Annotated in this window: 13 protein-coding genes; 1 reads left to right on the top strand and 12 read right to left on the bottom strand. The window is 48.4% G+C overall.

All coding sequences use genetic code 11. From position 1 onward, the window contains the following. Positions 1-83 precede the first annotated feature (83 nt). From E1919_RS02725 to E1919_RS02690, 8 genes are all read right to left on the bottom strand, one after another. Positions 84-1016, bottom strand: coding sequence for an RraA family protein (locus tag E1919_RS02725; protein ID WP_162051782.1), 933 nt, complete (start codon positions 1014-1016; stop codon positions 84-86). A 170-nt stretch (positions 1017-1186) separates the two neighbouring features. Beyond that, the gene (locus E1919_RS02720) at positions 1187-2119 is read right to left on the bottom strand and encodes an RraA family protein (protein WP_162051781.1); all 933 of its coding nucleotides are present in this window, start codon (positions 2117-2119) and stop codon (positions 1187-1189) included. Positions 2120-2235: 116 nt separating this feature from the next. Continuing rightward, positions 2236-3741: a mandelate racemase/muconate lactonizing enzyme family protein gene (locus E1919_RS02715; RefSeq protein ID WP_162051780.1), complete on the bottom strand. Its 1506-nt coding sequence runs from the start codon at positions 3739-3741 to the stop codon at positions 2236-2238. Positions 3742-3969: 228 nt separating this feature from the next. Then, positions 3970-5253 (bottom strand): mandelate racemase/muconate lactonizing enzyme family protein, encoded by a 1284-nt coding sequence (locus tag E1919_RS02710; RefSeq protein ID WP_162051779.1) that lies wholly within the window; start codon positions 5251-5253, stop codon positions 3970-3972. Positions 5254-5293: 40 nt separating this feature from the next. Then, on the bottom strand, positions 5294-6244 hold the full coding sequence (locus E1919_RS02705; RefSeq protein WP_162051778.1) for an RraA family protein: 951 nt from the start codon (positions 6242-6244) through the stop codon (positions 5294-5296). A 252-nt stretch (positions 6245-6496) separates the two neighbouring features. Beyond that, positions 6497-8074: a SusD/RagB family nutrient-binding outer membrane lipoprotein gene (locus tag E1919_RS02700; protein WP_162051777.1), complete on the bottom strand. Its 1578-nt coding sequence runs from the start codon at positions 8072-8074 to the stop codon at positions 6497-6499. Between the two features lie 20 nt (positions 8075-8094). After that, the gene (locus E1919_RS02695; protein ID WP_237143961.1) at positions 8095-11499 is read right to left on the bottom strand and encodes a SusC/RagA family TonB-linked outer membrane protein; all 3405 of its coding nucleotides are present in this window, start codon (positions 11497-11499) and stop codon (positions 8095-8097) included. Positions 11500-11667: 168 nt separating this feature from the next. Then, complete coding sequence (locus E1919_RS02690) at positions 11668-12732, bottom strand: FecR family protein (protein ID WP_162051776.1); 1065 nt, start codon at positions 12730-12732, stop codon at positions 11668-11670. A gap of 192 nt (positions 12733-12924) precedes the next feature. On the opposite strand from E1919_RS02690, the gene E1919_RS02685 reads away from it, so the two are divergent. After that, positions 12925-13521: an RNA polymerase sigma factor gene (locus E1919_RS02685; RefSeq protein ID WP_162051775.1), complete on the top strand. Its 597-nt coding sequence runs from the start codon at positions 12925-12927 to the stop codon at positions 13519-13521. A 561-nt stretch (positions 13522-14082) separates the two neighbouring features. On the opposite strand, the gene E1919_RS02680 is transcribed toward E1919_RS02685, so the two are convergent. The 4 genes from E1919_RS02680 to E1919_RS02665 form a co-directional block, all read right to left on the bottom strand. Further along, a complete protein-coding gene (locus E1919_RS02680) occupies positions 14083-15804 on the bottom strand; it encodes an IlvD/Edd family dehydratase (protein ID WP_162051774.1) in 1722 nt (573 codons plus the stop codon). A gap of 213 nt (positions 15805-16017) precedes the next feature. Further along, entirely contained in the window at positions 16018-16854 is an 837-nt protein-coding gene (locus tag E1919_RS02675; RefSeq protein WP_162051773.1) for a fumarylacetoacetate hydrolase family protein, read from the bottom strand. A gap of 34 nt (positions 16855-16888) precedes the next feature. Next, positions 16889-18220: a GntP family permease gene (locus E1919_RS02670; protein ID WP_162051772.1), complete on the bottom strand. Its 1332-nt coding sequence runs from the start codon at positions 18218-18220 to the stop codon at positions 16889-16891. A gap of 219 nt (positions 18221-18439) precedes the next feature. Further along, complete coding sequence (locus E1919_RS02665) at positions 18440-21826, bottom strand: ThuA domain-containing protein (RefSeq protein WP_162051771.1); 3387 nt, start codon at positions 21824-21826, stop codon at positions 18440-18442. Positions 21827-22172 lie beyond the last annotated feature (346 nt).

Here is a 22172-nt window from a genome sequence, read left to right as displayed (position 1 = left end):
TTTAAAACGACTACCTCCACTGCCTGTCATGGGAGCGTTTCCCATTCCACTCGGGAGTAGATAGAGCCTATTAATGAAGTACCTTACCAGGTTCTCTTGCTCATCACTACATCAAGCTCAGTCCTGGACATTTTGCCTAATTCCGGGTGCTGCTCCAGCCACTTAAGGAAATCCTTTTTAATCGGGTCCGTCCACTGGCTGTCTATCTGGCCTGTGGTATAGCGCCCTGACCGCACCATTTCAAACCCAAACTTGTCTTTGCGGGTAACAAACTCTGCTGTGCCTATTACCTGCTCTGCCAGGTGAGCCGGCACAAAAAGGACTCCCTCTCTTTGTGCAATCACCAAATCTCCGGGCAACACCATAGCATTCCCAATGCGGATGGGAGTATTGAGCCCCATCAATACCATTTCCTCCAGGAAAGAAGGATGAAAATCGCGGACAAAAGCATTGAAGCCCTCGATATTCTGCATCTCCTGCAGGTCTCTTGCGCTACCGTTAAACACGACGCCGTTGCCGGATTTACTGAAAATAGAATTGGCCAGTGTAGCTCCCATAAGCGTTCCCCCGTCAATCTTGCCGAAGCCATCAGCCACATAAACATCGCCCTTGGTGAGCACCTCAATTGGCCAGGAATTGGTGTTCCCTTTTCTGCCTTGCTTTGTCGTTCCCCGCTCCTTTATGTTCTTCTCTATGTCCGGGCGACTAGGCATGAACATAGCAGTGACGGCTCGCCCTATCACCGGCACATCGTCCTTCACCATTTTCCATTCGCCTGCGAATTGGTTGGTATAGCCCTCATTTTTCAGTACTGTCCAGGCATCATCAATCCCTATGTTTTTAGCCCTTTCCAATAATGCATCGGGAATTTTAGGACGGCCATCCGGAAATCGCTCTCCTTTCCACTCAGATGTGAGGAAGACTAACTCCTCTTTCGGAATTGTTTGTGCAAAAGAGGAACCTCCACAGCAAAGGCAGAAAAAAAGCGACAGTAGGGTAGTTATGGTATTCTTCATTATATAGTCTTTGTTGATATTAGCTTATGTTTTGTATAAATCTTTCTCAAGCAAAAATCAATGGCAGCAGGCTCTAACACTTGTTAACTCCAAACACTGTTCTCCTGGTCAGGCAGTTTACTCTCAGCAGGATATCGGTGCTGCCTTACTGATTTATCTTTTTACAACAGTTAGTTATTCTGTTTTGCCAGATAGGCTTCTATATCTTTTTGAGTAATCGCCAGCTGCTTTGGATATTTGGCAACCCAGGCCCTGAATTCATTCTTGATCTTATCAGACCAATCACCATGTATTTCTCCGGATGGGTATTTGCTTTGCTGCAGGAGCACTCTCTCAAACTCGTCGCGCAGCGCAGTCATCTCAGACGCAGACACAAGCCCTTCTACTAAATGAGCCGGAATAAAAACTACGCCATATTCGTTTGCAAACGCTACGTCGCCGGGGAATACTGTAACCTCGCCCACACGAATAGGAGCATTGATGGAGGTAGGCGTCATATCTTTTATGTAGGATGGGTCGTGCCCTTTTATCCAAGCATTAAAACCTTCTGTGTCTTTTAATTCCTGCATGTCTCTGACAGACCCGTTGAATATGACACCCTTGCCGGTTTTACCATAAATGGCGTTACCTAAGCTTGAGCCTATTAAGGTGCCATCTTTCACCTTGCCAAAACCGTCAGCAACATATATATCGCCTTTGGTCAGTACATCAATAGGCCAGATGTTTATACCGCCCTTCTGGGATCGGCCTTCGGCTTTACCCTGTGCCTTTACAAGGCTGTCCAGGTCAGGCCTTGCAGGCATAAACTGGGCTGTAACCACACGCCCGACCATTGTCTCACTAGGCTTTAAAATAACCCAGTCCTTTGCTACCTGGTTTCTGTATCCTTTATTTCCCAGGTAACCCCACACTTGTTCTAAGGTTGCATTTTGCAGCCGTTCTAAAACTATATCAGGCACCTTGGGGCGGCCATCAGGGAAGCGATCTCCTTTCCATTGAGAGGTTAGTGCCTTGACATATTCAGGTGATGATCCCACACGTTGGGCATGGGCAAAATATCCGCATAAAATAAAGGCTATAAGCAGTAGTGCTCTTTCTCTCATGACACAACACGTTTTTTATTTAAAATCACAGTGTTTTCCGACACCATCTGTTAGTTACAAACAGGGTAAAGAGGAAGCCTCAGCGTTCTAACTGCGACGAGGCTCCCTCTAAAAAATCAACTCCAAAGTCTATCATGGGAACGTTTCTCATTCCACTCAGGAGTAGGCTCAAAGTAGCCTTTCGCTGATGGATGAAGGTGCTGCTTCATTACCTCATCGTTGAGCTCAATTCCTAAGCCTGGTGCATCCAGCGGCACGTTCGCAAAGCCCTTTGTTATCAGGGGCTGCTTGCCCGTTGGTTTCACCAGCTTTTCCCACCACGAATCATCTACTGAATGGTGCTCTAAAGACATGAAGTTCTGCGTAGCGGCTGCACAATGCACGTTGGCCATGAAGGTAACCGGGGAACCTGCCTGATGCATCGCCATCGCTATTCCCTGTTCTTCGGCGTAGTCTCCAATTCTCTTTGTTTCCAGAAGCCCGCCTGAAGTACCCAAATCCGGGTGTATAAGGTCTACTGCATGCGCATCTATCAGCGGCTTAAATCCATCCTTGAGTCCGAAGATATCTTCCCCGGTAATAGTTGGTGTTTCTATCGCATCCGTAAGCGTTTTCCATCTCTGAGTATCCATCCAGGGAACCATGTCTTCTACCCAGGCGAGCCTGTAAGGCTCCATTCTTTTGGCAAAGCGGATTGAGTTGTTCACATCAAAGTGTCCGAAGTGATCTGATGAAAGCGGTATCTCGTAGCCCACCGCATTGCGCACTGATTCTACATACTCAGCCAAAGCATCCAGCCCTTTATCTGTAATCTGGATTTGCGTGAAAGGGTGCAGTGTACTTCCATAGCTCATGTACTCTCTCGTGTCGTACTGTCCCTTCATTTTTCCGTCTGCTCCAGACCAAAATTTACTATTTACGATGGTACCAGGTTGATTCGCAACCACGTGAATTCCTAAGTCCATCTTTAACCAGGTAAAGCCTTGGTCTTTCACCCGCAGTTCCATTGTTTTCGCAAATTCTTCGGGACTGTTGGCACCCGGGGTATCGGCATATAGGCGAATCTTGTCACGGTACCTGCCACCGAGCAGCTGCCAGGCAGGGACACCATATGCTTTACCGGCTAAATCCCAAAGGGCCATTTCTACGGCACAAACGCCGCCACCCTGACGACCATGGTAGCCGAACTGCCTGATCTTCTTCCAGAGCATCTCCACATTGCATGGGTTTTCACCTAAAAGGCGGCTCTTCAGCATGAGTGCGTAGCGCTCATCACCGCCATCGCGCACATCACCTAAGCCATAGATGCCCTGGTTGGTGTCGATCCGGATAACTGGCTGGCGACCTGTAACCTGCAGCACAGCCACCCGCATATCCGTGATTTTCAGGTCTGATGGGTTAGACAAGCGGTTAACTTTAGAAGTAGTATGGGCCATAACATCTTCTATAGGAGCACAAGACATTAAACTACCCAACGCAAGACCTCCTAAAGCAGACCTCTTCAGGAAGTCCCGCCGATGGTTTGTAGTGGCAGGATCGCGAAGCTCTGCCTCTCTTGCCATTGCTTCCTGTTTTTCTTCTGCTTTAAACTTCTCCGAAATTTGGTGTATAATACTTTTCATAGAGGATTATATTTGATTTTTTAATATTTTTTATATTAAAACATTGTTCATTCTTTAGATAAAGCATGCTGTTTTCCCTGTTAAAATACCATCAGCCCACTGCTTATGCCCTATGTTAAAGCGCATACATTCACCTGACCTACAGCTGTATTTCCTGATCTTCCCCAATAAAAGTCAGCAGACCTATCTTCTTGTTCTTGATGCTTGCAGGTTTAGGCAAGCTGGAACTTATACAAAGAAAGGATACCCCTTTGTAGCGTACTTTTTCATACCTTCCTCATTTATCTCCACCCCAATGCCCGGCTTGTCTCTTAGAACAATATGTCCGTCTTTGATCATGTCGCCTTCAAAGGTGACAATGTCTTTGAACATTGGGTCTGTGTGGAAGTATAGCTGCCATTCGAGGATGGCGAAGTTTGGCACTGAAGCACAGACATGGCTGGATGCCATGGCCGCCAGATAGGAACCCACCATATGAGGGGAAAACGGCACGTAGTAAAGGTTCGCCAGGTTGGCTATTCGCTGTCCCTCACCCAGCCCGCCTGCTTTTTGCAGATCAGGCATCACCATATCGGCAGCACCTATCTCCAGCAAGCGGCGGAAACCATGTGCCAGGTACAGGTTCTCTCCGACACATATGGGTGTACTGGTAGATTCTGTGATATTTTTGAGAGCATCCACGTTTTCAGCTGGCACCGGTTCTTCCAGGAACATCAGATTCAGGGGCTCCATCATTTTGGCTACCCGGTGGCCGGTGGTCTGGTCGTAGCGGCCATGCATATCCACGCATATATCGATATGAGGCCCCACTGCCTCCCGTACGGCAGCAATCTGATTATACATTCTTTCCAGCTCAGCCGGACTGGCCGTCCAGTTATAGTGGTCGTACTTGTTAGGGTCACTTGCCTGGTCTATGTCAAGCTTTACAGCGGTAAACCCTCTTTTCGCCACATCCTTGGCGGCTGTGCCAAACATTTCAGGCGTTGGGTTTCTTTCGCGGTAAGCCGCCGTGTCGCAATACACCCTGATCTTATCTCTATACTTACCTCCCAGCAACTGATAAACAGGTACGCCCAAAGCCTTTCCTGTCAGGTCCCAGAGAGCGGTTTCAACTGCCGAAAGAACAGCAACATACATACCTGCCTGAGCTCCTTCAAAGAATCCTGATCTTCTTACATCCTCAAATATACGGTTTACATTCAGCGGGTTTTTGCCCTTTATGCGCTCCCCAAACATCTTCACTAAGTGATAGGTACCGGGTGTAGCGTCCACAGCCTCCCCGCAACCCCAGACGCCTTGGTTGGTGTGCACTTTAACAAAAAGGCTGTGTCCGTTGCGAATGTAACCGGCTTTAATGTCGGTTATTTTTAGGTCTGATGGGCTTGAGGCTAAGGGTGCCTTTTGAACAGCGGCTTCTAATTCCTGCCCGAAAGTGGACATCAAGGTAACACCAGCCAGGCCAGCCATACTGCTTTTCGTCAAAAAGGAGCGTCTCGATTGTTTATTTACCATGTCTTTTTCTCTTGTTCAACTTGTTATTAATAGATTTTACTTACCAGGTGCGGGTTTTCAACAACTCCTGGATTTGTTCCTTTGGAACTGGCAATTCGTTTGCGTGGTCAGTTAGCCACTTTGAAAAGTCCTTCTCAATTTCCGGGGACCAGCGGTTGTCAATCTGGCCTGCTGTGTATTTCTGCTCGCGCAGGCGCTGATGACCGAACATGTCCCGCAGCCTGACTACTTCCGAGGTTTTCACCACCTTCTCCACCAGATGAGGTGGTATAAAACTAACTCCTCCATCCCTGCCTAAAACAATATCGCCGGGCATCACCATCACTTTGCCTATCCTGGTTGGCTTGTTAATGCCGACTAAGGTTGTGTTGAGTTCTCCATCGGGGTTGTTCAGATGGTGCGAGGGGTGGTAGCTTCTTACATAAGAGGTGAAAGACCCAATCTCTTTCAAGCCAGCGATGTCGCGTATAGCTCCTTCGTACACTATGCCGTTTCCTGATTTCGCGTAGATAGAGTTTGCCAGGTTGTCACCGATCGTTGGTCCATCCTCATGCGCACCAAACTGATCGGCCACATATACATCTCCTTTCACCAGCATATCGACGGGCCAGGAGTTCTGATCTTTGATCCTTCCATCCTTTTTTTGGCCTTTTTCGGTTATCACCCGCTGTACGTCGGGTCTGCCGGGCATAAACGTTGCCGTTAAGGCACGTCCTACCAGCACACTGTCCGGGTTCACGACCAGCCATCCCTCTGCATACTGGTGCTTGTAGTTTTCCCCTTTCATGACTGCCCATGCCTCTTCATGCGTTACCAGCTTCATTCTCTTGATGAGATCATCCGAAACTTTTGGACGGCCATCAGGAAATCTTTCTCCCTTCCACTGCGGTGTCAGGAACAGAAGCTCTTCCTTGGAAATTTGCTGAGCCAGCGAAACAGTAGAACAACTTAGGAACAGTATAAAAAGGGAACAAAAACTGACCTTTCTCATATAATGCTTGTTTAGTGATTTAGTTGATTTAGTTTCTGAACTTGTTATCAGGCAGGTGCATCATCGCAAGCAGAACCTCAGGTGCTTTGCCAACTCTGCTAGCTGGACAGTTTACTTAAAAGGCATAGCAAGGCTGTTCCTGGTCATGCTTTAGAGGGTAAAACTCAATCTCAGAAAATTTTACCCTCTAAAGCATAATGCCCGCCTCTACAAGAAATCAGGAAAATTGTTGCCAGGGTTAACTATCTGCAGCTAGTCCACAACATCCCAGAAAACCGGGTTGCCGAGCGTGTTGCCCCCCATCCGTGCTATTGCCTCGTTTACATTGTTTTCGTTTACAGATCTTTCTCTCAGCGGGTAGGGCAACCTGCGGATGAAGCCGCCCCCGAAATCGTTTACAGAAGGGTCCTGGCTCGGATAATTAATAGGCTCTAATTCCGGATAGCCACTTCTACGGAAGTTAGACCAGGCTTCCTGAAACTGAAGGAAAGAAGCAACCCAGTACTGCTCGTTTATCTGCTCAAGTGCCTGGGCCGGGTCATAGGCAATTTCAGGCTGTGCCAAGAATGCGGCCACCTCTTCTGGTGTAATGTTGATGATTGCCTCCTCAGTTACACCACTATAGGCCTCCATCTGTTCCATATGTGCCCGGATGCCAGCTTCATAATATTCCTGAGCCACGGCTTCACCTCCCGGGATATACCCTCTATGCGCGGCCTCAGCTAAAAGGAGGGCTGTCTGGGCATAGGTTACCAGAAACTCAGGTCTGTCGAGTTGCAGTACAGTCCTGCGGTTAAACTGGGAGTAGGCGAAGGCAGCCCCAATCTTACCTGGAAAACCAGGTGCACTGGCTATGTTAGTGTCATCATAACCATACGGCATCCCTTGCTGGTCCTCCGGGTTCGTATTTTCAGTTCCTAACGATTCCAGGGTCCCGGCAGGGTTCTCGTATTTTACGGCAATGTACTCTAAGCGCGGATCATCTGTCTCCTGTAGAAACTCAACAAACGGAGCTCCTACATAATAGTTAAGCCGCTCAGTAGCCATCAGCGGAGATGACATGGGATGGATGAAAATACTGCTATAGGGAACAAAAGCATTATCCTCATTAGAGGTAATTACACCGCCTCTTGCAGGATCAACCGCTGTCGTTACAATGGACTGCGCTTTCGCCTCGTCAATTTCAGTATAACGCATTCCGGTACGCAACAAAAGCGAATTACCAAGCTTTTTCCACTGTTCAATATTGCCCTGATAAAACAAGTCTCCCGGCACGACATCCCCATCTGGATTTAACGCATCAGTAGCCTGCTGATATTCCTTTATGATGTCCTCGTATATAACCGAAGCCTCATCGTACGCAGGCAAATAAGTACTCTCCAGAAAACCTTTGCCTGCCTCAAAATAAGGCACATCTCCGTAGGTGTCTACTAAAACCTGAAAACTGTACGCGCGCCAGATTCTTGCCATGTTGTAGAGGTTACTCCGCTCCGGATCATCCTTGGTCATCTCAATTACAGCAGTCAAATTCCTGATTGTCTGTGTGTAGAGGTCGTTGAACATGGGTGCAGACTGAGTTTCATTAACCAAATTGAGGTTACCGCCTGCCACGAATCCTGAATATGGTATCTGCACTTGCTGAACAATGGCCGCCTGGTAACCCAGCGTGCTGACTGCGGAAGTTCGCTGTGCATCCGAGAACAGGTACACAGGGTCAAGAGTAGTTGGTTCTATAGGATTGGTGTTTATTTCTTCAAAATCCTTATCGCAGCCGCCTGCACCTATTAGCAAGGCAATCAGCACCACATATTTATATATATTCTTTGTCATGATGTTGCTCTTAGTTGACGTTATAAATTGATATTTACATTCACACCATAGCTGCGGGTAGTAGGGAGGGAGTGGCCTTCAAGCCCTGCCAGGTTATCGGAAGCAGAATATTGCGATTCCGGGTCAAGGTTGTCAACGTACTTCTTAATCATCAGCACATTGTTAACATAAACATTGATGTTAAGCCCCTTGATGAAGGTGTTGCTCAGCAGTTTGGTCAGGTCGTACCCTAGAGAGGCAGTCCGCCACCGCACAAAGCTTGCATCATATACAAAAGGAGTAGCAATACTGAAACTGCGGACGCCGTTGTAGAATGTTCCCGGCAATACGGCCGTTGTATTCGGGTCTCCTTCGGGGGTTACGCTTGGATATATAACGCCCCCCTCGCGCCCGTCTAAGGTTGCCTTGTGCAGGCCGTGGCGGTACCAGTTGAAATTGGAGTTAGAGATCAGCTTATGGCCTGCTTTAAAGTCAACCTGTGTGAAGAAGCGGAAGCCTTTGAAGTTTATGGTGTTGAGCCATCCTCCTGTATGGGTTGGAATAGCGCTGCCGTAGGTAACAATATCTCCTCCTAACATATTACCATTAGAGGTTATAATTTGTCCATTCTCATCTCGTCTGAAATCAACACCACGCACCGAGCCCAACGGCATGCCAACTTCATGCGATACAATACCAATAAATTCGCCTGTTCCTACATCGATCCGTTGCTGGTTATTGGCCAGTTCCAGCACCTCGCTTTGGTTGTAAGTCAGGTTGAAGGCAGTTTCCCAGGTAAGATTATTATTAGTTATCGGGATGAAGCCCAGTAACATTTCCACCCCCTGGTTTCTCAATCTTCCCACGTTCACCTTTGTCTGCCCAAAACCTGATGCGTTAGAAATATCCACATTCAGGATTTCATCTTCTGTGTTCTTGCGGTAAGCTGCCAAATCAAGATTTACCCGGTTGTTAAACAACCTTAGCTCTAACCCCACTTCAGCTTCTTTCACTTTCAGAGGTCTCAGGTTTGGGTTCGGGCTCACCGAACCGGCAATGTTTCCTAATGGCACGCCATTCAGGGTCTGATTATTAAGCGAGTAGAACAGTTGGTTGGTATAGGGGTTAGTGTCTCCCCCTACTTCAGCGTAAGCAGCCCTTAGCTTTCCAAAGCTTACCCAGGTAGGCAGTGAGTTGGCAAAAGCCTGGCTGAACACAAAGCTAGTGCTTACCGATGGGTAAAGGTAACTGTTAGACTCAGGGTTCAGCGTGGAGAACCAATCGTTACGGCCTGTAACGGTTAAAAACAGATACTCACGGAATCCAAAATCCACCGTACCGTACAACGAGTTTACTTTCTTTCTGTAGTAGTTATAACCAGGGTTTTTTATTTGTCCATTGTTAATGGTATACAAATCCCGAACATAAAAATTAGTTACAGAAGTGCTTAGTGTCTGGCCTGTCTGATCCATGGAGTTCCCACCGATGGTTGCATCAATGCTAAAATCACCAAACGCATGGTTTGCCCCAACCAGGAAGTCGAGATTAAGCTCCCGGAAAGTCTCTGAATCCTGATAATAATTACCATTGAAACCTGAAGTAGCAGGCTGTAAAAAAGCAGTACCGGTCGGGCGGTTAGCCTCATGGTTGACGTTGAAGTAATCCTGCCCCACGCGCCCCTGGGCATAGAGCCAGGGCGTGAACTGGTACCGCAGCGACACATTGCCAAAGAGGCGGTCGCGGTCGCGGTTTTCAAAACGCTCGTATATAGACCAGTACATGTTGGTACGATTCGTAAAACGCGCAGGATTGATTTCGTTGCCAGTGACCGGATCTTTGTATGCTTCCTCCATCCACCTCGGGTCTATGCTGTTTGCAAGTGTATAAAGGGTGGAGTTCATGTTAAAGTCCTGCTGCGAAACAACAGGAGGGTTGATGTTGCCCTCGTTGGAATAGTTAGCATTTACCTGCGTAGAAAGCTTATCAGTCAGGTTATAATTCAAACCCAAATTCACAGATTTCCTCGTAAAGCTTGAGTTCGGCACAATACTCTTGGCATCTGTATCTGAATAGGAGACACGGAAGCTTCCTTTTTCATTACCACCGGCTAAAGCAATGCTGTTCTGCAGCATTAAGCCGGTACGATAAAAGGCATCGGTGCGGTCTTTGAAAGGCGAATACGGATGTTGCTCCCCGTCTACCTGCCACGTGGGCTGGCCATCAAAGCGCTCACCAAAACTCCAGACACCAGATGAGCGGGCTTCTCCAACGCTCTGCGGGCGCACACCACCCTCGCCCTGTCCGTATTCATACTGGAAATCTGTGAAGTCCAGCGCCTGATCGGCCTGAACAGTGGAAGAAACAGTTATACCTATACCCGTTTGGTTTGTACCAGATTTAGTAGTGATGATGATGGCGCCGTCTTTTGCACGGAAGCCATACAGTGCCGCTGCCGCTGCTCCCTTCAGAACCGTCATAGACTCAATATCCTCGGGGTTTATACTCTGCAGGCCATCACCGGTATCTGACATTGCCTCTCCGGCAAATCCCTCGCCTGCGCCATTTCCACGACCACCAGCGTTATTGTTAATCGGAACCCCGTTCACAACAATCAAAGGCGAGTTATTACCACCAAATGAAGACTGGCCACGAATCCTGATTTTGGAGGAACCACCCGGTCCGGTTGGAGGCGCCTGCACGTTTACTCCGGATACTTTTCCGACCAGATTATTACCTACGTTGGTGGACCGGCTACTCAATAACTCCTCTGTGTCTACGGTAGCCGTAGAGTACCCCAGTTTCTTCGCTTCTCTTTTAATTCCCAGCGCAGTCACCACAACTTCATCAAGCGCCTGCGTGTTTTCACTCAGTTCAATAGATAAATTACTTTGGTTACCTACTGTCACTTCTTTCGGTTCATACCCTATAAAAGACAGAACCAGCACATCGTTGGGAGCAGCATTTATAGTAAATGCTCCGTCCCCATTCGTAACAGTTCCTCTCGTTGTTCCTTTTATGGCAATACTCACACCAGGCAAACCCATTCCTTTGCTGTCTGTAACGCGCCCTGTTACCGGCGCCTGCGGATTCACTCTTTCAGCGGGTAAATTTCCTAATGGTGTTTTGCTCGATTTAAAAAAACGTACATGTATATTTTTATTGATGAGCTTAAACTCCAAGCCTGTTTCCGCAGCGACCCGATCCAGCACCTTACTGAGCAGTTCATTCTTTGCCTCTATCGATATTTCTCTCCTGATAAGTAACTCTTTCTCGTCAAATGTGAACCGAAAAGTGGTTTGGGCTTCAACGCTACGTATAAAGTCCTGGAGGGAAGCCTCAGAGAGAGAAAGTGTCACTCTTGAGTTCTGCATATCAGACTCCGGTAGCCCAATGTCTGCTGCAGATGCGGAAAAGGCAAAAACCAATAGCACTGATGCTAAGGACAAAGCTTTTTTTGCTCCATCTTTTAATAGGTTGTAAAAACTGTTTTCCATAAATTTGCAATGTTTAATGTGATAACATTCGTTAAACAACAGCCTCTTTGGTAAGAATATGCGCCAACAGAATTCTTATCGAGGCATCTACAGCCAGCCCTGTTCCAGGTCTGGCTGTTTTCATTCCTTCTCCTCACTCATATGTTTCTGGGTTTGGTTGAACACTATTTTTATTTTGCTGCCTTTTTGTTTATATGAAAAGCCTTTCACAAAGCCGATGCCTTCCAGCACACTCTCTAACTTTTCATTATTATATTCTCCGGTGTAATTCCAGGCTGTGTCCTGTATGTCCTGGGCATCCACTTCTATATCCACGCCATACCAGGTCTCCAGCTTCCTGACAATCTGCCCCAGATCGGCTCTTCTGAAAACGAGCACGCCCTGCTTCCAACCTAATACTTCATTTCTGTCGAAAGCAGCCACATTGTACTGCTGCGACGCCTTGTTGTAAGACAGCTGCTGGCCCGGCACCAATTGGGTTAGTTGACGTTTTCCTTCCTGCTCCTGCCTGTCAATCTTTACCACGCCCGTAGCCAAGGCAACAGTGATGGCGGCGTTGTGCACACTGTAATTTATATTGAAAGAGGTGCCCAGTGCCTGGGTAGATATGTTTCCGGTGTGCACGATGAACGGGCGCAGACTGTCTTTGGCAACTTCAAAAAAAGCTTCTCCGCGCAGCTGTATCTCCCGTTTATCGGCAGCAAAGCTCTTCCGGAAAGAGACACTGCTACCCGCATTCAACCTGATTACAGAGCCGTCTGATAATTTGATAGTTTTCTTGACACCAGGGGCAGCCGCTACTGACATATATGCAGCAGCCTTTTTTCCAGAGGAGGAGGTATATTGCACCAGCACAAAGGCAAGGCAAATCGGCAGAAAGACGGCGGCAGCCACCTTTAACCAGAACTGTGGCGGTTGCAGCTGCAGGAAACGGGTGATAGTGCCGGTTTCCTCTTCCTCTGGCTTCTGCGGTTCCTGTATTTTCGCTTTTATTTCCTTGAATATGCTTTCCGAATCATGCTGTAGCTTATCGTCTGTTAGCTGACTGGCTTTCTGCCACATGTCATTCAGTTCTTGCTCATGCTCTGTGTTCAGGCTACTTTTATGGAACCACTTCAGCACTTCCTGCACCTCCTCTGGTGAGCATTCGCCTGCATAAAACCTATCAAGCAAGTCTTTATTCATTATCTATTCTGGAGTTTGTATAGATTACACGCAACTACAGGCCTGCACCACCTCTCCAGAAAAAAATAATTAAGCACTCACTTTTTTTTGAATCTGTGAATATTTTGTATAAATTAATATTGAATTTTCACTAGCAACTTAAATAAACTTGTGCCTGCGAGAAGTGAAATCCTTCCAACTAATCAAAAACCCATGAAGACAGGAAGCATTATGTGTTTGCACAGCGCTATAGAGGCTCTTAAGACAGGCGATATAGCTGCATTTGAAAGTCTTTATCACTTATTTGAGCCCAAGCTGTATGCTTTTGCAATGCACCTGGTAAGGCAGAAAGAGGATGCAGAGGAAATAGTGCAAGAGGTGTTTCTGAAAGTGTGGGCGCGACGGCAAACAATGGACCCGGACAAGAACTTCGACGGATACCTGTTCAGCATTGCCAAGAACATCGTATACAACAAAACGAGGCGCAGGGTGTACGAATTTGCATTTACGCAGTACATCACCGCAACCAGTACAGATACAGGCTGTTTTACAGAGGAGACTGTTGCTTACCAGGATCTAACAAAGCTGCTGGAAGACACTTATGCAACCCTGCCTCCTGTCAGGCGACAGGTCTTTGTGCTGAGCCGTGTGGAGGGCAAAAGCAATTCAGAAATTGCCCAACTGCTGAATACCAGCAACAGCAACATCGAAAACCATTTGAATAAGGCCCTGAAGACGATCAAAGAAAGGTTCAAAGGCTACGAAATTGTGTATGTCTTCCTGCTTGGCTGTTTTGCCATGGCAATCTAACACCCCCCGTATCGCCTGTTCATGGTAAGCAATATGAACTATCCTGCCTGAACTCACACAGCAGCACTTGTAATGCAACACGATCAATTAAACAATTCAATTAATTTATTGGACTTATAAACACCCTTTCTTAACTTCGCTTACCTCTTTACCAGGGCCGGCACCAAAATCTGCCCTGGCTCCCGCTATAAATCACCCCGCTTCACACCTGTTAAGTAGCATTGTTCTTTTTTACGCGCTACTGCTGCCACCATACACACATGCTACAGCGGGAAGTGCGGTTGTAACCATTCAGCATAAACTATTCGACCTACTTCTAAACACCAGCCCTTTACCCCAAGACAAAGCGCGGAGAGTGGCTGCAATAGCAAACAATCCTAACCTGCTACCTAAGGAATTACTAGTTAACTTTACTACTCTCACAAGAACCTCCCACGTCCCGATACCAAAACCCGCTTGTGTAAAGCGCAAGCAGCACGTATATCACTTAAGAAATACGTGCTGCAGCATGGTGTAGACGAGGCTCAAAAACAGCCAACACCTAAATTTATTGTTAAAGCACTAATGAAGATCGCGTGTAACCTCTGAACCAGAACCACCCCGCAACACATCCAGGTCGGCTCCCAGATGGGCCTGCTGCACATGATCAATGTAAATTTTCACATACCCTCTGGCAGCCATGGGCGCTGGCGGTATCCAAGCAGCTTTGCGTTTTTGCAGTTCTTCCTCACTTACATCCAGATGAAGCCTTCTGTTTGCCACATCCAGTTCAATCATGTCGCCGTCCATCACCAAGCCCAGGGTGCCACCAACAGAAGATTCCGGAGACACATGAAGCACCACCGTGCCTGCTGCTGTACCACTCATTCTTCCGTCGGAAATACGCACCATGTCCCGCACTCCTTTTCGCAGCAGCTTTTCCGGAAGGTCCACATTCCCGACCTCCGGCATGCCGGGGTAGCCTTTCGGCCCCACTCCTTTGAGTACAATCACACAGGTCTCATCAATGTCCAGTTCCGGATCATCAATCCGTGCGTGATAGTCTTCAATGGTTTCGAACACCACTGCCCGCCCACGGTGCTTCATGAGCTCCGGCGAGGCGGCTGAAGGTTTAATGATAGCCCCGTTCTCACAGAGGTTTCCTTTAAGCACGGCAATACCTGCCTCGTTTTGAAGCGGCGCGTCCACAGAGACAATCACATCATTATTATAACAGGAAATCTCCGCATTATTCTCGCCTATCGGGCGGCCGTTAACGGTGATTGCCTCATTATGCAGGTACTGCTGCATCTCCTTAAGTACCACGGGCAGGCCTCCTGCATAATAGAAGTCCTCCATCAGGTACTTTCCGGATGGCTTCAGGTTGACCAACAAAGGTATCTTGCTTCCGATGGTGTCAAAGTCTTCCAGGTTCAGTTCTACGCCAAGGCGACCGGCAATGGCCAGCAGGTGAACGATGAAGTTAGTAGATCCTCCTACTGCTGCATTCACCACAATGGCATTCTCAAATGCTTTCCTGGTCAGGACTTTTGAGAGTGTCAGGTCTTCTTTTACCATTTCCACAATTCTTCTTCCTGACAGTTGGGCCATTACCTTTTTGCGCGAGTCTACGGCAGGTATGGCCGCCGCCCCAGGCAGTGTCAGCCCCAGGGCCTCTACCATGCAGGCCATGGTGGAGGCGGTACCCATGGTCATACAATGGCCCTGGCTGCGGGCCGCTCCTATTTCCATTTCATGAATATCCGCATCGGAAAAATTTGCCACCTTTTGCTTCTCCTTGTGCAGCCAGTTGAAAGATCCCGAGCCCACACATTCTCCCCTGTACCGGCCATTCAGCATAGGACCGCCCGGCACCACAATGGTAGGTAGGTCTACGCTGCAGGCTCCCATTAGCGTAGAAGGAGTGGTTTTATCGCAACCGGTGAGAAGCACAATACCATCCAGCGGGTTTGCCCGAATAGTTTCTTCTGTATCCATAGCGGCCAGGTTCCTGAACAGCATGGTGGTTGGCCGCATAAGCGTCTCCCCTAATGAGGTAACCGGAAACTCAAGCGGGAAGCCGCCTGCCTCTATCACTCCTCTTTTCACTACCTCTGCAAAATCGCGGAGGTGCCCGTTACAGGGTGTTAGTTCTGACCAGGTGTTGCAAATACCAATAACTGGTCGCCCCTTGAAGTAATCATCAGGGTAGCCCTGGTTACGCAACCAGGACCGGTGCACAAACCCCATCTTATCAGACTTCCCGAACCAATCGTAACTTCTTAATTTCTTATCTGTTGACATACAAGTAAAGAGCTTTAAGCTATAGTATAATTTTAAGTCAAGACTTATCCTATGAATATTTACCTTGCCTGTTTCTGCTGCTGTTATGTATTCACCAACATCCTGTTATCCAAATTTTTGGATGATATAAACCCACTCCTACCCCTCCGAGGAGGGGAATTTCAGCGAGCGTAGGATTAATACTTTCCCTTCTTGAAGCGCGGTAGGTAATACTTATTCCACAGCGTTAACCAGTGTGCCGATAGGGGCAATTGTTATCCTGATTTCGTCATCCTGCTGTAGCGTGAATTCGTTTTCGGGCACAATGCCAGTTCCTGTCATCAGCAGGCTGCCGTGCGGAAAGCTGCATTCTCTGTAAAGGAAAGCCGCCAGTTCCTCCGGTGTGCGCTTCATCTGTGCTATTTCAATACTGCCATTAAAAACTTTGTCGGCCTTCCGGTAAATTTCTATCTCGATAAGTGTATTTGCAGGAAGCGGCTCTTCCGTCACGAGAATGCAGGGTCCTACCGCTGCGCTGCCATCGTATGTTTTCGCCTGTGGCAGGTACAGGGGGTTCTCTCCCTCAATGCTGCGGGAACTCATGTCGTTGCCAATGGTATAGCCCACAATTTTACCGGAAGAGGTAATAACCAAGGTCAGTTCCGGTTCAGGCACGTTCCAGGTAGAGTCTTTGCGTATGCGTACCTTTCCTCCCGGTCCTACCGTTCTGTGCGCTGTTGCCTTAAAAAACAACTCCGGTCGCTCCGCTTCATACACAAGGGCATAGAACTCTCCTCCCCCGCTCTTTTTCGACTCTTCCTGCCTGCCAACTTTACTGCGATAGTAGGTGACCCCACTTGCCCATATCTCCTGATTTCCAATAGGAGCAAGCAGCTCATGCTGCAGTAAATTGCTTGCATCCGGATCGGGAGACATGCTTTGCGTTACCTGCAGCATCTTCTCATAAAGCCGGTCATCATTTAGAAAGTCGTCCCACTGTTGATCCCTCACAGGGTACAGCGCTTCATCCTTTTCGATGACAATACCTTGTTGCGTTCTGTATAATTTCATAAGGTTTTTTATTTATTACAAATTAGGTTTTGCATCACGTAAAGAGCAGGTAAGTCAGGAACAGAAAGAAAGCGGCTGACAACCCAACCACCAATGTTCCTGTAGTATAAAGCCTATAGCCCGTCCTGACTTTCATACCGGACATCTGCGTTACCACCCAGAAGAAGCTGTCATTGGCATGCGATACTACCGCAGAGCCTGCGCCAATAGCAATCACCACCATGGCTTTTTCCAATTCAGTCTCAAAACCGAGCGAGGGCATCATCGGCAGCACAATAGAGGCTGTCGTGATCAAAGCGACGGTGGAAGAGCCTTGTGCCGTTTTGATAGCTGCCGCCAGCAGGAAGGGCAACCAGATGTTCAGGTGCACACCAGCCAATGATTCGCCTAAAGTATCTGCTATGCCGGAGTTCTGGAGAATCTTCCCGAAGATTCCTCCTGCTCCCGTTATCAGGATAACAGATGCCGCATCCCGCAAGGCGTTCCCTATCCATCCTTGTGAAGACAGCATTTCAGGCTTTAGCTTTTTGGGGAGAATCAAGGATAAAAATGCTCCGATGCACAAGGCTACCACAGGTTCTCCGAGAAAAGAGATAAGGCTATAGGCATCCTGGCCCAAAACCTGATTGAAATATTGGGCAGAAGACTTCGCAACAATCAGTATAATGGGGACCAGTACGGGTATAGAGGACTTAAAGGGGCCGGGAGCATCCTTCAGCAGCAGGTGTATATCTTCTTCTGTGGTTTGTGGATTGGGCTCGATATAGGTCTTTGCTGCATATTTCGTGGCATACAACAGCCCGACCGCCAGCGCCAGCGCACTGATTGGTAAGCCCAGCAGCATGACGAGTCCAAGGTCGGCACCTAAAATACCGGCCGCGGCAATAGGACCTGGTGTGGGGGGCACCATGGTATGCGTGGCGGTAAGTCCAAGCCCAAGGGCGATGGCAGGCCCTGCCAGTGATATACCTGCTTTTTTGGCCATACTCCTGCTAAGGGGAGAAACGAGCAGAAAACCGCTGTCGGCAAAAACCGGGACAGAAACAAAGTAACCAATAATGCCCATCGCTACCGTTACCCGTTTTTGGCCAACTAGCCGGAGCACTTTCTCGGCAAGCGCATAGGCACCTCCGGAGTTCTCAAGAAAAGCCCCGATGATGACCCCGAATATGATAATAAGCCCTATTTTACCCAGTGTTTCGCCAAACCCGGTATTGATGGACTGCACAATGATAGCCAGGGGCATTCCTGTAACAAACCCATAGAAAATGGCAACCAGAAACAGAGCGAGAAAAGGGTGTACCTGCAGACGTGCCGTTAAAAAAATGATAAGCGCGACGCAAAGGAGCAAATAAATAACTGCCATAGTAAGGAGATTCCTACTGGTTAGAGTGTTTCCTGATTTAGAATGTTATTGTTTATATTCCCGCTACCTCTGCAATTCCTCCTCTTTACTTTATTTTCTTCAATTTATTTCTGATTATGTTCTTTTTAATCTCGCATTTCCCTGACAGGCAAAGCCTCCTTAGCGAAAACCTTATTCAAGAGCGAACAAGGTTTTCGATCTTTTAGAAAGAAAGGTTTGTCAGTTGGCGACCATACCCTGGCCATCTCCCATATTAAACATAATCCAGTCCAGCATCATCAGGGGCCTATCTTTCACTTCTTTGTTGCGGAACACAAAAAACAGTTCGTTTACTCCACCAGGGTCCTTTACCTGTGTCGTTACGGTTTTTGTCGCTCCCCACCCGGATCGGTCAGCACTTGGAGGCACAATGGCAGTTCCAATCAGCTTTCCGTCAGGAGCGCCCGCTCTTATCTCGATAGTGCCTCCGTCTGTTCCTGCTGCCAGGTTAAATGTCAGCGACTTGATTCCTGTCAAATCGATATCGCGGAAGGAGATGTAGGACCTGTCTCTGATATCACTCACAAGTGACGGGCCGTCTCCATGAGGCTGCTGCCGCCCTACGTTCAGGAACGAAGCAAAATCTTCTGCCTGCACTTTCGGATGGCGCAGGAGCACCACCTCCCGCCCGGTTAGAGCCCCGGTTACCTGATGCCCTTTGTCGGTGTAGCTCGCAGAGATAACATATGTTCCTGACTCGCCACCGCCTTTATGCTCGTTTAACCTGTACGTTCCGGCCAAGGGCAGGCTACCCTGGGCACCATCTGCGAGGGAGAGGATATACTTCACCATCTCTGTTGTTTCCTGCTCCGAGTGCTGCGGATGCGCGGCCATCATGGCCATGCCCCAGTTCCCATTACCTCCTGAAATGATCTTCTTTGCCAGCATGGGCAGAGCTGTGTCATTGCCTTTATAGCGCACCGCTACTTCCTTGTAGCTCGGCCCTATGGACTTGTCGGCAACGGCATGGCAGGATTTGCAGTCGCTTTCTGCTATCAGCGTTTTCCCTCTCACAAATTTCACCGATCCACCTTCTGCATTCTGGCTGTTAGAGCTCAGCAAGGCTAAATCTTTTCCTTCTGAGAGATAATCCACCGCAAATTTGACCTGGTTGGCGGCAATCCCACTGTTCAACTGCCCGTCTTCCTCGTCGCGCACATTCACCTTATAGTTCAATGCTCTGTCGTCGAAATAGAAACTGCGGTTGCCGGCGATCTCAATCTTAACTTCCGGTATATCGTTTCCTACTTTTATCTCGGTCTCCGCTGTTGATTGGTCGCCTTCCTTGTCGGTTACGATTAACTTTGGCCGGTAAACTCCGGATTTGGTATAAGTAAAGACAGGGGCTACTTCTGTTGACGTCTCTCCGGCACCTGACTCCCAGGCATATGTTAGTTCATCTTCTTTGTCATAGTCAAAGGATTGATCTGCGGACAGCTGTGCTTTGAATGGTGCTGCCCCTACTGTTCTCTCCGCTACTATCTGCGCGACAGGCTGCCTATTTCCTTCGGCATACTCAATTCTCACCAGTGTGGCATCCGGGTTGCGGGCAAAGTAGTTGGCGCCATACTGCAACACGTACATAGCCCCGTCGCGCCCGAACTTCACATCTATTGGGTGAGCAAACTCCTGGCTTTCGAGGAAAGGCTCTATTTTCTGCAGATTCCCTTCTTCATCGAATGTGAGCACTTTCATCCAGTCGCGTGCCCACTCATAAATAAACATCTTATTGTTGTAGTAATCGGGGAACTTGCTGCGGGACTTCTGATAATCATTCGCGTAATAGAACGGCCCGGCCATGGCAGAGCGAGAACCGGTGCCCAGCATCGGAAACTCTTCGGACTCTCCGTAAGGATACCAGATCATGGCTTCGCGGGCAGGAGGCAGTACTTTAGAACCGAAATTGTTCGGTGAATCGTTGATGGGCCGCCGTGGGTTAAATTTCGGACCTACCTCATTTGTCGCGAAGTTGAAATCCGAGTATGCTTTGTTGTCGCCTCCGAAATAAGGCCAGCCGTAGTTACCGGGCCCTCTGGCCTGGTTCCACTCATCCTGGCTCAGCGGACCACGCTCGTTGGCTACTCCGCCGTCAGGGCCTACATCTCCCCAGTATACATAGCCCCGCTTGTCCACCGTCATACGGTACGGGTTCCGGGCACCCATCACATAAATCTCAGGTCTGCCCATCGAGCCGTCTCGGGGAAACAGGTTACCCTCCGGAATAGAGTAGGTGCCATCCGGATTTACTTTGATGCGCAGGATCTTGCCGCGCAAATCGTGCGTGTTGCCTGATGATTTCTGCGCATCGAACGGACCACGCCCCGGCCGCTCATCGATTGGTGTAAAGCCATCAGACTCTTTGGAGCTGGTATTATCCCCGGTTGTCAGGTATAGCAAACCATCCGGACCGAAGTAGACGTTGCCGGCAGAGTGGCAGCAGGTTTCGCGCTGCACAGGCACCTGCATCACCACCTTCTCGGACCGCATAATCAGGCTATCGCCTCCCAGGAGCTTGAACCGCGAGAGGTTCTGCACCGCCTCGTCTCCTACAGGCGAATAGTACAGGTAAATGTAGTTGTTGCGGTCGAAATCAGGGTCCAGTTCCAGGCCGAGCAGTCCATCTTCATAATTTCCTTCAGTATGAACATCCAGTTTAGCCAGGACCTTTGTTTCCTTCTTTTCCGGGTCATACAGCTTTACGCTGCCCAGGCGCTCGATGAACAGCACACGGCCATCATTCAGAATCTCCATTTCTATCGGCTCGTGCAGGTACGAATCCAGCACTACCTGCAGAAATCGGTTGTCTTCCGGCACCTGTTGGGTATAGGCTTTATCATAATTGAGCGCAGGCCCCTCCAGCGTATAGTTAATGCCATTCAGCACATGCTTCAGGAAGTCCGGGTTCTGATAGCTTTCAGCGGTGCCACCCGCCAGGGTATAAAACATGCGGCCGCCGTCAAACTCACGGTACCAGGAAACCGGCTTTTCCCCTTTTCCTTCTACCAGCACCGTAGCTTCAAGGCTTAAGGTATAGGTAGTATGGAGGGCATCCTGCTGTTTCCAGCTTTTGGCCAGTCCTTCTGTCAGAGCGCCCTCTCCTCCTACCAGCTGCATGTTTTCTTCAGAGGTCGTGACAAGGCTATCGGCCTGTTGTTCAGGGGCAGCACCCAGCATGCGGTTATACCAGGGCCACTGGTACTGAGAACTGCCAGCGGCATGTATACCAGCAAAACCTCCTCCGGCCTGCACAAAGCGCTCTATTTCATTTTGCTGACGGGTGCTCAGGACGTCCTGCGATGTGTTTAAAAAGACAACTGCCCCATACTTCTTCAGAGAGTCTTCTGCAAAATAAGCGGGGTTGGTGGTGGTATCTGCCTGCAGGCCATTCTCAGCGGCATAGGCTGCCAGGGCTGCCATGGCAGCATCGGAAGTTTGCTGGGCCGTACTGTTTTTAGAGAAGATGAGGATGCTTTTGTCTTTCTCTCCGGAGCAGTTCCATAGGAAGAGGGCCAGAGTAAAAAACAGCAAAGACTTGAATATTGTTTTAGGGTGTTGCTTTATCATCATTGATACTAAGGTTACTTATGTATCAATATATGCATTTCATGTAAGCTAGGCAAGCTAAACACTTTAATAGAGGCATTACGGTCCTGACTGATATGCATAAGCTGCTCCGCTTTATCTCCTTAAAGCATATTAGATTTTATATAGTAAAAAAGCTTTGCAAGTCCAGCACCTGGTACAGATTAAATACAGGCACTTCCTTCAGCTTTACTGAATCTGAAGGAGAGCACGCCTCTTCTTTTATGTTATGAAAGGAACTTTATCTCTCTGATAACTGCTTCACAATTACCCGGATTATGTATAAAACAAGCCATTAACAGGCTGTTATAGCTTCTGATTTTGTGAAAGA

This window comes from Pontibacter pamirensis, from assembly GCF_010015475.1.
Taxonomy (GTDB): Bacteria; Bacteroidota; Bacteroidia; order Cytophagales; family Hymenobacteraceae; genus Pontibacter; species Pontibacter pamirensis.
This window is presented reverse-complemented; position numbering and strand designations above follow the sequence as displayed.